The organism is Bacillus sp. AL-1R (assembly GCF_052180195.1).
Classification (GTDB): Bacteria; Bacillota; Bacilli; order Bacillales; family Bacillaceae_G; genus Gottfriedia.
The window spans coordinates 187001-199899 of sequence record NZ_CP197469.1; the positions used below are offsets into that span (position 1 = coordinate 187001).

At 33.4% G+C, this 12899-nt stretch carries 15 protein-coding genes; all 15 read left to right on the plus strand.

The genetic code is table 11. The features are described 5' to 3' along the window. Positions 1 to 35: 35 nt before the first annotated feature. The 15 genes from spoIIR to ACSBO6_RS00870 all read left to right on the plus strand — a co-directional run bounded on the left by spoIIR (position 36) and on the right by ACSBO6_RS00870 (position 12863). Complete coding sequence (gene spoIIR / locus ACSBO6_RS00800) at positions 36 to 836, plus strand: stage II sporulation protein R (protein ID WP_098845855.1); 801 nt, start codon at positions 36 to 38, stop codon at positions 834 to 836. 57 nt (positions 837 to 893) lie between these two features. Next, positions 894 to 1352 carry a GNAT family N-acetyltransferase gene (locus ACSBO6_RS00805; protein WP_098845856.1) on the plus strand — a complete coding sequence of 153 codons (459 nt, stop codon included), beginning with the start codon at positions 894 to 896 and terminating at the stop codon, positions 1350 to 1352. Between the two features lie 106 nt (positions 1353 to 1458). Next, on the plus strand, positions 1459 to 2502 hold the full coding sequence (locus ACSBO6_RS00810) for an L-threonylcarbamoyladenylate synthase (protein ID WP_098845857.1): 1044 nt from the start codon (positions 1459 to 1461) through the stop codon (positions 2500 to 2502). Positions 2503 to 2825: 323 nt separating this feature from the next. Beyond that, positions 2826 to 3383, plus strand: coding sequence for a manganese efflux pump MntP (locus ACSBO6_RS00815; protein WP_098845858.1), 558 nt, complete (start codon positions 2826 to 2828; stop codon positions 3381 to 3383). 108 nt (positions 3384 to 3491) lie between these two features. Next, positions 3492 to 3929: a low molecular weight protein arginine phosphatase gene (locus ACSBO6_RS00820; protein WP_098845859.1), complete on the plus strand. Its 438-nt coding sequence runs from the start codon at positions 3492 to 3494 to the stop codon at positions 3927 to 3929. Positions 3930 to 4053: 124 nt separating this feature from the next. Beyond that, the gene (rpiB, locus tag ACSBO6_RS00825; protein ID WP_098845860.1) at positions 4054 to 4503 is read left to right on the plus strand and encodes a ribose 5-phosphate isomerase B; all 450 of its coding nucleotides are present in this window, start codon (positions 4054 to 4056) and stop codon (positions 4501 to 4503) included. Positions 4504 to 4611: 108 nt separating this feature from the next. Beyond that, entirely contained in the window at positions 4612 to 5178 is a 567-nt protein-coding gene (locus tag ACSBO6_RS00830; RefSeq protein WP_098845861.1) for a TIGR01440 family protein, read from the plus strand. Between the two features lie 155 nt (positions 5179 to 5333). Beyond that, entirely contained in the window at positions 5334 to 6575 is a 1242-nt protein-coding gene (gene glyA, locus ACSBO6_RS00835) for a serine hydroxymethyltransferase (protein ID WP_142339206.1), read from the plus strand. A 216-nt stretch (positions 6576 to 6791) separates the two neighbouring features. Further along, positions 6792 to 7310 carry a DoxX family protein gene (locus ACSBO6_RS00840; RefSeq protein ID WP_098845863.1) on the plus strand — a complete coding sequence of 173 codons (519 nt, stop codon included), beginning with the start codon at positions 6792 to 6794 and terminating at the stop codon, positions 7308 to 7310. Positions 7311 to 7574: 264 nt separating this feature from the next. Further along, on the plus strand, positions 7575 to 8204 hold the full coding sequence (upp, locus tag ACSBO6_RS00845; RefSeq protein ID WP_098845864.1) for a uracil phosphoribosyltransferase: 630 nt from the start codon (positions 7575 to 7577) through the stop codon (positions 8202 to 8204). A gap of 234 nt (positions 8205 to 8438) precedes the next feature. Continuing rightward, positions 8439 to 9377: a DNA-binding transcriptional repressor DeoR gene (deoR, locus tag ACSBO6_RS00850; RefSeq protein WP_098845865.1), complete on the plus strand. Its 939-nt coding sequence runs from the start codon at positions 8439 to 8441 to the stop codon at positions 9375 to 9377. 226 nt (positions 9378 to 9603) lie between these two features. After that, positions 9604 to 10269, plus strand: a complete 666-nt coding sequence (gene deoC / locus ACSBO6_RS00855; RefSeq protein WP_098845866.1) for a deoxyribose-phosphate aldolase — start codon at positions 9604 to 9606, stop codon at positions 10267 to 10269. A 139-nt stretch (positions 10270 to 10408) separates the two neighbouring features. Continuing rightward, on the plus strand, positions 10409 to 10813 hold the full coding sequence (locus tag ACSBO6_RS00860; RefSeq protein WP_069033737.1) for a cytidine deaminase: 405 nt from the start codon (positions 10409 to 10411) through the stop codon (positions 10811 to 10813). Positions 10814 to 10929: 116 nt separating this feature from the next. After that, on the plus strand, positions 10930 to 12114 hold the full coding sequence (locus ACSBO6_RS00865) for a NupC/NupG family nucleoside CNT transporter (protein ID WP_098845867.1): 1185 nt from the start codon (positions 10930 to 10932) through the stop codon (positions 12112 to 12114). Between the two features lie 116 nt (positions 12115 to 12230). Continuing rightward, a complete protein-coding gene (locus ACSBO6_RS00870) occupies positions 12231 to 12863 on the plus strand; it encodes an AmiS/UreI family transporter (protein ID WP_098845868.1) in 633 nt (210 codons plus the stop codon). Positions 12864 to 12899: the final 36 nt, after the last annotated feature.

Genomic DNA, 12899 nt, shown 5'->3' on the forward strand with positions numbered 1-12899 from the left:
TTGTCTACACTGTTCCTAGAGGGATGGTGGAGAGAATGAAAACTAAAAATAAAACAAATATAACATATAAAATTATTTCTTTATTTATCATATTATTGATTAGTTCATCAGTATTAATGCCACTTCGAGATACAAATGCAAAAGGTAATGAAATGGTCGTGATTCCGAAGAAAGCTGTACGACTAAGAATTCTAGCTAATAGTGATTCTAGTGAAGATCAAGCTCTTAAACGTAAAGTTAGAGATGAAGTTAATGCTCAAATTAATACTTGGGTAAAAGATTTAACAACTTTTGAAGAAGGACAAAAGGTTATTAAAAGTCATATACCAGATCTACAAAAAACAGTTGCTCGTGTTATTAAAGAGGAAGGGTCAAATCAATCATTTACAATTACTTACTCTAAAAAAGTAAAATTCCCTACAAAATTATATGGTAGTTTCTTATATCCTGCTGGTGATTACGAAGCGGTCTTAATTAAAATTGGTGCAGGTCAAGGTGCAAACTGGTGGTGCGTGTTGTTCCCACCATTATGTTTCCTGGATTTTTCAAACGGTGATGCAACGCTAAGTAAAGAGTCACTACAATCGCAACAAAAGGTTGATCATGAAACAAAAATCGAAAATGAACCAAAAAAAGAGTTTAAAGAACAAGAAGCATTACGTTTAAGTGATGATGATTCTCTTGCTACAACAAATAATAAATCATTTTTCGAGGATGATAATGAGTCAAAGAGTAGTGAAGATGCAGTTGTGGCTTCAACTCTACCTGGTGGAGAACCAAAAGAGGAAATTAAGGTAGAGAGCTTCTTTGTACAAATGTTAAAGCAATTATTTTAGTTCTAGCAATCTCCCTATGTGCATAAAGTAGTACAAGCATACTAGGGAGGTTTTTTTATGAAAATACGTTCAGCGATTCAGGAAGATTTTGAAACAATTTTTTCATTCTTAGGACAAGCAGGGTTATCTACAAATGGACTTGAGGAGCAACAAGAATCTTTTTTCATAATGGAAGATGAGTTTGGGAAAGCACAGGCTGTAATAGGATATGAACAAGATGGAGAAGAAGCGTTGTTAAGATCACTTGTAGTTGCACCTACCATTTACTCACAGCATATGGTACTCTTTTTACAAAGTGTTCTTGAAAAATTAAAAGAAGAAATGATTAGTAAAGTATATTTATTAACAAGACAACATGTAGTTCAAGATTTGTTCCTTTTACTAGGTTTTGGGCAAGTTGAACAAGAAAGTGTTTCGAACAGTATTAAAGAAATGAAACATTACCAAACTACTATTACGAATGAAGAAGTATTAGTTTATCAAAAAGAACTATACACAAAGTTATCCACGAATTAGCAAGTTTTGTCCACAATTTGTGGATAAAACTTGCTTTTCATTCTATAGATAATGTCTAAATTTGTAAAATATATACTATTATTCACTCTAAAGAGAGGTGCAATGTATGGAAACAAAAATATGGTATGTGGATAATCCTGTGAATAAAGATGAAATTTATCCACAGATTGTGGATGCAGCAAAAAAATTACAGTTAGGACAAGTCGTCGCTTTTCCTACAGAAACCGTTTATGGATTAGGGGCAAATGCTCTTTCAGACGAAGCAGTTCAACGAATTTTCCAAGCAAAAGGTAGACCAAGTGATAATCCTCTTATTGTACATATTGCTAACAAAGAACAGTTAGGTCATTTAGTTGAAGAAATTCCATTAGATGCAAAAAAACTAATGGATGCTTTTTGGCCAGGGCCACTAACGTTAATTTTAAAAAGTAAAAGAAATGTATCAAAATATGTAACGGCAGGATTATCCACTGTTGGAATAAGAATGCCTGATCACCCGGTTGCTTTAGCGTTGATTGAAGCATGTAATTTGCCAATAGCAGCACCTAGTGCAAATACTTCAGGCAAGCCTAGTCCAACTTCTGCTAAGCATGTATTTGAAGATTTAAATGGACGAATTGTAGGAATAGTTGATGGTGGAAGTACAGGAGTCGGAGTTGAATCAACAGTTATTGACTGTTCACAAGATATTTTTACAATATTAAGGCCAGGTAGTATCACGCCAGAAATGATAAAAAAAATAATTCCAACTGTTGAAGTAGATCCAGCAACAATGAAGGAAAATGAAGCACCAAAATCACCAGGAATGAAATATAAACATTATGCACCAGATGCTCAAATGCACCTTGTAAATGGAAGTATTGAATTTATGCACAAACTTATACACAATTCCAAAAAAGAAGGAAAAAGAGTAGGGATATTAACAACTGAAGAAAATGCAACTCAATATGATGCAGATGTAATTCTTACATGTGGAAAACGTAGTGAATTAGCAACAGTAGCTGCAGCATTATATGATTGTATTCGCAAATTTAATGAAGAACATGTTGATATCATCTATTGCGAAACATTCCCTTATGAAGGCATTGGAATTGCCATAATGAATCGTCTGTGGAAAGCCTGTGGACATTCGGTAATACAGGAAAAATAAAAGAAGAAAAGGGTTCGGGCCTTTCTTATCTGTAAGAGAAAGCTTTAAAAACAGCGTGTTGAAATATAAATGTTATAACTAACTGTCAAAAATTAAAAATATCTTCTTTTTGACAATGAATAGTTGTAAAGTTGTGAATGTCGTCATCAAAAGTTTCATTTTAAGTTTTTAAGACTATTTCTTTTATAAAGAACTTGATTGGAACGAAAGGTTGCCAGGCTCCTATGGGAGATTTTCAACGTCGTATAAAAAACTTATTAATTTCCCTCATATGATTTGTGGGACTTGCATATCTTTTAATAGCAAGTCCTAGGGGGGAAAGCATGAGTAGCTCATTAATCAATGAACTAATTACATTAACTATTATGGGATCTGCGCTAGGTTTAGATGCATTTTCAGTTGGATTAGGAATGGGAGTTATACAACTTAAATTTAAACAGATTATTAATATTGGGATTGTAATCGGACTCTTTCATGTAATTATGCCTTTAATAGGAATGATCATTGGATATGAGTTATCAGAGAATCTAGGACGATTTGCTGTATTACTCGGTGGATTCTTATTAATGGGAATAGGTTTTCACATGATCTATTCAACTTTATTTGGAAAAGAAGAAAATAAATATTCACCGACAGGAGTAGGTTTACTTTTATTTGCATTTAGTGTAAGTGTGGACAGTTTTTCGGTTGGAATTAGCTTAGGAACATTCGGTGCTAAAACCTGGCTAACCATTTTATTATTTGGTATGATCAGTACAATTTTAACTTGGGCTGGATTACTGCTAGGAAGAAGAGTAGAACAGGAACTTGGTATATTTGGAGAACTATTGGGTGGTTCGTTCTTACTAATTTTTGGAATTAAACTATTATTTTTTTCTTAATACATATGGTGAATAAGAACAAAGGATGGAGACGATTGCCCCATCCTTTTATTTTTTAGTAAAATAGATTAAATAAAACGTTCAGATTAATGAGGGTGAGGTTATAAGATGGAAAATATATTATTTGTTTGTACCGGAAATACATGTAGAAGTCCAATGGCAGAAGCACTATTAAGGCATCATGGAAACGAACTCTATCAAGTCAAGTCTGCTGGAGTGTTCGCTATGCCAGGTGACCCTGCTTCTCAAAATGCGATATTAGCACTAAAAAATAAAGGGATAGAAACAAATCATTCCTCCCAGCAAGTAAATGAAGAACTTTTGGAATGGTCTTCGAAAGTCTTAGCAATGACATTGAGCCATAAACAAATGTTAGTTTCTAAATTTCCTCAGTATAAGGATAGAATCTTTACATTTCATGAATATATAAACGGCCAAGATCAGGATATTTCTGACCCTTATGGCGGGTCATTAACAACTTATGAAAAAACGTTGAGTGAATTAGAAGAATTGGTAAAACAGATTGTACAAAAACCTAACGAATAATGAATTTATTTAGTGATTGGCAGTTAATTAGATACCCTAAATCTGAACATAATAGTGTAAGATAGAAATTGAAGTTAATTCAATAAAAAGAAAAAATCAAAGATATCAATACGGGGGTTATCTAATGAAAGTAGCAATAGCATCGGATCATGGTGGATTAAATATTCGTCAGGAAATCATGAATTTAATGGATGAAATGGGCATTGAATACGAAGATTATGGTTGTGAGTGTGGTACTTCTGTAGACTACCCAGATTATGCATTCCCAGTAGCGCAAAAAGTAGCAAGTGGAGAAGTAGACCGTGGAATATTAATTTGTGGAACTGGAATTGGTATGTCAATTGCCGCAAATAAAGTTGAAGGAATTCGATGTGCATTAGTACATGATACTTTCAGTGCAAAAGCAACTCGTGAACATAATGATACGAATATTTTAGCTATGGGAGAACGAGTAATCGGACCTGGTTTAGCTAGAGATATTGCTAAAATCTGGTTAACGACTGAATTTGAAGGCGGTCGACATGAAAACCGAGTAAACAAAATTAAAGACTACGAAAAAAATCATCAATTATAAAACTTAAACGAGAAGCCGCTAATCCAAACCATAATGTGAAGATTATCGGCTTTTTTAATAATGGGTAAGTCTATTAATAGAATTTTTCTACGAAAGGAGTAAAAATAAATGAATGAAGAATTAAGGTTAGTAGCCGGTCAAGTAAAATCATTATTAAATGAGCTAAATGATCATGTGAATTTTACAAGTGAGCATGTTTTAGTCATTGGATGTAGTACTAGTGAGGTTAGTGGACAGAGAATTGGAACTTCAGGAACAATAGAAGTTGCGGAAGTTTTATTTAATGAGATCAAGGCATTTCAAGATGAAACAGGAGTACAACTAGCATTTCAATGTTGTGAACATTTGAACAGAGCTTTAGTTGTACAAAGAAAGACGGCAAAAAGTTTACATTTAGATGAGGTAACCGTGATACCGGTTCGTACTGCAGGAGGGGCACTTGCTTCTTTCGCATTTAGACATTTAGATAATGCTGTAATCGTTGAAAACATTAAAGCGGATGCAGGCATTGATATTGGTGATACTTTAATTGGTATGCATTTAAAGCATGTGGCAGTTCCTTTAAGAACAAGTATTAAACAAGTTGGACAAGCTCATATTACGGCTGCAAAAACTCGTCCAAAGCTGATCGGTGGAGCACGTGCAGTTTACTCAATTGATGAAGACGTAAAATAAAGTACTTAAAAAATTTAATGTTAGTTATTTGAAGATATATCTTTCATTTTTAAAGTAAAACATGGTAAAATAGAAATGAATTCGGTCGTTTTATCGAATAATATAGTAAATTTATACTAGTAATGTTCGTGTTTTATAAAAAGGGGGATATAACTGTGGAAAATTTAAAAAAGCAAGATCCATCATTGTATGAGGCAATACAGTTAGAGTTAGGTAGACAGCGTTCTAAAATTGAGTTAATTGCTTCTGAAAACTTTGTAAGCGAAGCAGTAATGGAAGCCCAAGGTTCAGTATTAACAAATAAATATGCTGAAGGATATCCAAGCAAACGATACTACGGCGGTTGTGAATATGTTGATATCACAGAAAACATTGCAAGAGACCGTGCAAAAGAAATTTTCGGAGCAGAACACGTAAATGTTCAACCTCATTCAGGTGCTCAAGCGAATATGGCAGTTTATTTCACTATTTTAAAACATGGTGATACAGTATTAGGTATGAATTTATCACATGGTGGACATTTAACTCACGGAAGTCCAGTAAACTTCAGTGGGGTACAATATAACTTCGTTGAATATGGAGTAGATTCAGAAACTCAAGTAATCAACTATGAAGATGTATTAGAAAAAGCTAAAGCTCATAAGCCTAAATTAATTGTAGCAGGTGCAAGTGCTTATCCAAGAGCGATTGACTTTAAGAAATTCAGAGAAATTGCAGATGAAGTTGGAGCTTACTTAATGGTTGATATGGCACATATCGCTGGTTTAGTAGCAGCAGGTCTTCATGAAAATCCAGTTCCATATGCTGATTTTGTTACAACAACTACTCATAAAACATTACGTGGACCACGTGGTGGTATGATTTTATGTAAAGAAGAATTCGCAAAAGCGATTGATAAGTCAATCTTCCCAGGAATTCAAGGTGGACCATTAATGCACGTAATTGCAGCTAAAGCTGTAGCATTTGGTGAAGCATTACAAGAAGATTTTAAAAAGTATGCACAATCAATCATCGATAACGCTGCTCGTTTAGCAGAAAGCTTAAAATCTCACGGACTAAACTTAGTATCTGGTGGAACTGATAATCACTTAATTTTAATTGATGTTCGTTCATTAGAATTAACTGGTAAAGTTGCTGAGCATGTATTAGATGAAGTTGGTATTACATGTAACAAAAATACAATTCCATTTGATCCAGCAAGCCCATTTGTAACAAGTGGTATCCGTATCGGTACTGCTGCTGTAACTTCAAGAGGATTTACTTTAGAAGATATGGATGAAATTGCATCAATCATTGCTGAGACATTAAAAAACCACGAGAATCAAGAAGTGCTGGAAGCATCTCGTAAACGAGTAGATGCTTTATCAAGCAAATATGAATTATATCCTACATTTTAATAAATAAAGTATAAAGTAAGCTATCTTTAGAACTGTGTTTTCAACATCGAAAATACAGTGATACTAAAGATAGCTTTATTTTTTGGAGAGTTTGTGATGAGGTTCACAGAAAGTTCACTAAAACATGTGAAATGATTCACAATAATAATTGGAAATGGAGTACAATAACTTATGTAAACAGCAATTAAAAATATTATTCAAACGGAGGCAAAAATTATGTTTATTAATTTTTTAAGAACTAATAAAATTGCATCTGGTTTCTTAACTATTATTCGTCTTTATTTAGGGTATGAGTGGATCCATGCAGGGTGGGGTAAGTTATCAGCTGGCGGATTCGATGCTTCAGGTTATTTAGGATTTGCGGTAAAAAGTGCCACTGGTGATCATCCAGCAGTTCAAGGATGGTGGGCAGACTTCCTTACAAACTTTGCAATACCAAACATTGGTTTATTTAACTTTTTAGTACCTGTTGGAGAATTTGCAATCGGACTTGGACTAATTCTTGGATGTTTTACAAAAACCTCAATGTTCTTTGGTTTAATGATGAACTTTGCATTTATGTTTAGTGGTACAACTAGCACAAATCCACAAATGGTATTATTAGGTATCTTTATTATAATAGCTGGATCAAATGCAGGACGTATCGGAATTGATCATTATATTAGCAAGTTTATTAATAGAAAAGCTTTTTTCAAATCAAAAGTAAATGATCATAATTTAGGGAAAGTATCTTAACCTTACACATCAAAGAGGGAACCAAGTGGTTCTCTCTTTGCGCATTATTTTAAAAACTTCTTTGACTTATTATAAGGGGGGAAGAGGAGTTTTTTTACCCGAAATGGGTCAAAATAACAACTAGATTAGTAAAAAAAGGAAATATTGAAGTTATATATATAATTAATTCAAAGTGATTGTATGATGTAGCTTGAATTATTTAACCGCTTTCGGTATTCTTTTTAAGAATAAGAAATTACTAAGTAATTGCAAGGAGCGATAATAGTGAGTAAAGTATACGTTTTTGATCATCCGTTAATTCAACATAAAGTTTCTTTAATTCGTAAAAAAGACACTGGAACAAAAGAGTTTCGAGCACTAGTTGATGAGGTTGCCGGCTTAATGGCATTTGAAATCACTCGTGATCTACCATTACAAGAAGTGGAAATCCAAACACCAGTAGCAACTGCAAAAGCAAAAGTTATTGCTGGTAAAAAATTAGGTATTGTACCAATTTTACGTGCAGGCTTAGGGATGGTTGATGGCTTCCTTCAATTAGTTCCTGCAGCGAAAGTTGGACATGTTGGATTATACCGTGATCCTGAGACATTAAAACCAGTAGAATATTATGTTAAACTTCCTACGGATGTAGAAGAGCGTGACTTCATTGTAATTGATCCAATGCTTGCGACAGGTGGATCAGCAGTTGAAGCAATCAACTCTTTAAAAACAAGAGGTGCTAAAAATATTAAGTTTATGTGCTTAATAGCTGCTCCAGAAGGTGTCGAAATTTTACAAAAAGCACACCCAGATGTGGACATTTACATAGCTGCCCTTGATGAAAAATTAAATGATCATGGTTATATTGTTCCTGGTCTTGGCGACGCTGGAGATCGTTTATTCGGTACAAAATAATTACATTTTAAAAGCTTTCCTAGCCATAGGAGAGCTTTTTTACATTAAGAAAGTATAAATTGGCAGCGGGGAGTTTTTTTGATGTAGTTGGCATCTTTAGGAATTAAGGATAAGAGAAACTACTCCTCGCCTTTGCCTAAAAGGTTCGTCAGTAGTTTTCTTACATTAAAAGGGGTATAATAATTAAAAATTTGTACGTGAAATAAGGATTGGTAAGTTAAAGGGGATTAGGGAATGTCACTTGAAAAACATAGGTTAATAATAGATGCTGCAAGACTATATTATGATTCTGATTTTAGTCAACAAGAGATTGCGACACAATTAGGAATTTCTCGTCCAACTGTATCAAGATTACTCCAACAAGCAAAGGAATTGGGATATGTACGCATTGAAATTATTGATCCCCTAGAAGGTAATCAAGATTTAGCACGTGAGTTAAAGAAGAAATATAATTTACAAACTGTTGAGGTTTGCTATTCACCAATTGATGACTACAATGAAGTTTTGCAAACAATCACGAAAAAAGCAGCGGAAGTGTTAGTAGACTTAGTCCATGATGGTGATGTTGTAGGAGTAACATGGGGAACAACGATGTATCATATAGCAACGAAGTTAAGTAATAAACAAGTAAAAGGTGTAGAAGTAATTCAGCTAAACGGTGGTGTAAGTTACTCTAAAACGAATACTTATGCATCTGAAACGGTAAATTTGTTTGCTGAAGCGTTTAACACTGTTCCAAGATATTTACCATTACCAGTAATATTTGATAATCCACAGGTTAAACAAATGGTCGAGGAGGATCGTCATATTCGTCGATTAATTGACTTGGGAAAACAATCTAATGTCGCAATTTTTACTGTAGGAACTGTTAAAAAAGATGCCCTGTTATTTAAAGTTGGCTACTTAAACGAGAAGGAAGAGGCGGATTTACAAACATTTGCTGTAGGAGATATTTGCTCACGATTTTTTGATAAAGAAGGAAAAATTTATTCTGAAATACTTAATCGACGAACGATTGGAATTGAATTAGATGAACTAAGAAGTAAAGAAAAGTCTATATTAGTAGCAGGTGGAGAAAGAAAAATTAATGCTATTCACGGTGCTTTAATGGGTAAATATGCAAACATATTAATAACAGATCAATTTACTGCAAAAAGATTGCTAGATCAATGATAAGAAAGGGGTAAAGTTTTCAAAGACTTTGCCCCTTTCCTCTGTGTAAAGTTAATCTGACTTAGGAGACAGCTTTTTTATTATAGGAAAATTTATCCTTGAACATAAGTTCAATTAATGTTTTACAAAATTTCACGTCGGTGTTATAGTAAAAACATATTCAAATTAACATAGTAAATATAGATTTTCTAAATAAAAAACAAAACCATTAAGGGAGCGATTATATATGAATTACGCAAGTTTAGTAGATCACACATTATTACGAGCTGACGCAAAAAGAGAGGAAATTGCAAAATTAGCTGAAGAAGCTAAAGCATTTAGCTTTGCATCAGTTTGCATCAATCCTACTTGGGTTTCATTTGCAAGTGAATTATTAAAGGATTCTTCAGTGAAAGTTTGTACGGTAATTGGTTTTCCTCTAGGAGCTAACACTCCTGAAGTAAAAGCATTTGAGACTACAAACGCAATTGAAAATGGTGCAGAAGAAGTTGATATGGTGATCAATATTTCTGCATTAAAAGAAAAAAATGATGAATTAGTTGAAAGAGATATACGTGCAGTTGTTGAAGCTGCTAAAGGTAAGGCTTTAGTAAAAGTAATTATTGAGACTTGTCTTTTAACTGATGAAGAAAAAGTTAGAGCATGTGAATTAGCAGTTAAAGCTGGTGCAGACTTTGTTAAAACATCAACAGGATTTTCAACTGGTGGAGCAACTGTAGAAGACGTTACATTAATGCGTAAAACTGTTGGAGAAAACGTAGGTGTTAAAGCTTCAGGTGGAGTTCGTAACTTAAAAGACGTTGAAAATGTAGTAGCTGCTGGAGCAAACCGTATTGGAACAAGTTCAGGTGTTAAAATCGTTCAAGGTGAAGAAGCAAACACAGCTTACTAATGTCGAAATTATTTTAAAATAAAAAAAAGTGAGTGAGTTATTGCTCTTTAGCTCTTACGTTGGTAATATGGTAAAGCGAAGACAAAACTCACACACTTTAATAAAGAATTACCTAACAATTCGTTAAAGGGTGATAAATATGAATACACAATCATTAATCAATGAAGCTTTAAAGGCCCGTGAAAACGCATACGCTCCTTACTCAAAATTTAAAGTAGGTGCAGCAATATTATTGAATAACCAAACAGTCTACACAGGTTGTAACGTAGAAAATGCTTCTTATGGACTAACAAATTGTGCAGAAAGAACAGCTATATTTAGTGCAGTCGCTGCGGGAAACGGTTCAGCAAAGATCGAATCAATCGCAATAGTAGGGGATACTGAAGGTCCAATTTCACCTTGTGGTGCATGTAGACAAGTAATTGCAGAATTTAGTGATGAAAATACAAAAGTCTATTTAACTAACTTAAAAGGTGACATCGCTGAAACAACTGTTAAAGAATTACTTCCTGGATCATTTAGTTCAAAAGATTTACAAGGTTAATCCTTGTCTGACATCTAACTTCTATATGATGTCGGACATCCAACAAATAAAAGTTGTGTTCGTTTTGAAAGCGCTTATATTAAATAAAAAATTTATTGGATTTTCGGGGGAGAAACATGAAATATATTATTGCTCTTATTGGACTTTTAGTTGTTTTCGGTCTTGCTTTCATCGCTAGTAGTGATCGTAAAAATATTAAATATCGTCCAGTATTCATTATGGTTGTTATCCAAATCATATTAGCATTCTTATTATTAAATACAGAAGTTGGTTTAGTATTAATTAAAGGAATTTCAAATGGATTTGGAAAGTTATTAGAATACGCTGCTGAAGGTGTTAATTTCGTATTTGGCGGAATGGCAAATGAAGGTGCATTTCCATTCTTTACAGGTGTGTTATTACCAATCGTATTCATTTCTGCTTTAATTGGTATTTTACAATATACAAAGATTTTACCGTTTGTAATTAAATATATTGGCTTAATCTTAAGTAAAATCAATGGTATGGGTAAATTAGAGTCTTATAATGCAGTGGCATCCGCAATTTTAGGACAATCTGAAGTATTTATTTCAGTAAAAAAACAATTAGGACATTTACCAAAAAATCGTTTATATACTCTTTGTGCATCAGCAATGTCAACAGTATCTATGTCAATCGTAGGTGCATATATGACAATGGTTGAACCAAAATATGTCGTAACAGCAATCGTCTTAAACTTATTTGGCGGATTTATTATTTCATCAATTATCAATCCATACACTGTTTCAGCAGAAGAGGATATCTTAACAGTACAAGAAGAAGAAAAACAAACATTCTTCGAGATGCTTGGTGAGTATATTTTAGATGGTTTCAAAGTAGCAATCATCGTTGCAGCAATGTTAATCGGATTTGTTGCATTAATTGGTGGAATCAATAATGTTTTTGATATGATTTTTGGAATCTCATTCCAAGGGATTTTAGGTTATGTATTTGCTCCATTCGCTTTCATTATGGGTGTACCATTTAAAGAAGCGGTTGATGCAGGTAGTATTATGGCAACAAAACTTGTTTCAAATGAGTTCGTTGCAATGATGGATTTAGCAAAACAAGGTAAAGAATTCTCAGATCGTACATTAGGAATTGTATCTGTGTTCCTTGTGTCATTTGCTAACTTCTCATCAATTGGTATTATTGCAGGTGCAGTTAAAGGTTTACATGAGAAGCAAGGTAATGTTGTCGCTCGTTTCGGATTAAAATTATTATTTGGCGCAACATTAGTAAGTGTTTTAACGGCAATTATTGTAGGGATTGTTTTAAAATAGTTTAATCCAAGCGTTTGACTTAGATCAGGCGCTTGTATTTTTTTTTTCTAAATCTTAAAGTAGGAGGGTTGAGTTAAAAAGTGAATTTTTAACAATTTTCTTTTTAACGAATCACTATGGGATCTGTAGGTTTACTTTTATCTGGTGCAACTCTGTTTTTAAATAGTCTTGTTTTATTAAATAAAGCGAATGCTAAAAGTGCAGCTTTATTAAACTTATTTGTGGGTACATTACAAATCATTTTTCCTATCTATTTATTAATGCATTTAGGAGCTGGAAAGTGGGAATTATTTAATACAGCAAGCATTTTCTTTTTCGGCATTACTTATTTATATAATGGATTTACAAACCTGAAAGGCTTTAATGGAACTGGCTTAGGTTGGTTCTCACTTTGGGTATCCATCATGTCTGTACTTTGGGCTTTTGTGAACTTTGCTATTATTCATGATGTTGTAAACGGACTATTATGGGTTATGTGGGCATATTTATGGTATTTATTCTTTGCCGGTCTTGTATTAGGTAAAAAAATAGAACGATACACAGGAATCGTTGCAATGATACAATCTTGGACTACAATTACTCTTCCTGCATTTTTTATGCTTTTAGGGATTTGGCAGGAGAGAGTCATTTCAAATGCATGGATTGTAGTTTTAGGAGCATCAATATTGTATTTTGTCATACACGAAGTTAAAGCGTATTTTACTAATAAAAAATTTCAGTTGTTTAACCAACCTGAATTAAAAAATTAATCATCATAAAAAGACTAACTTTTTAGGTAAGCTTAA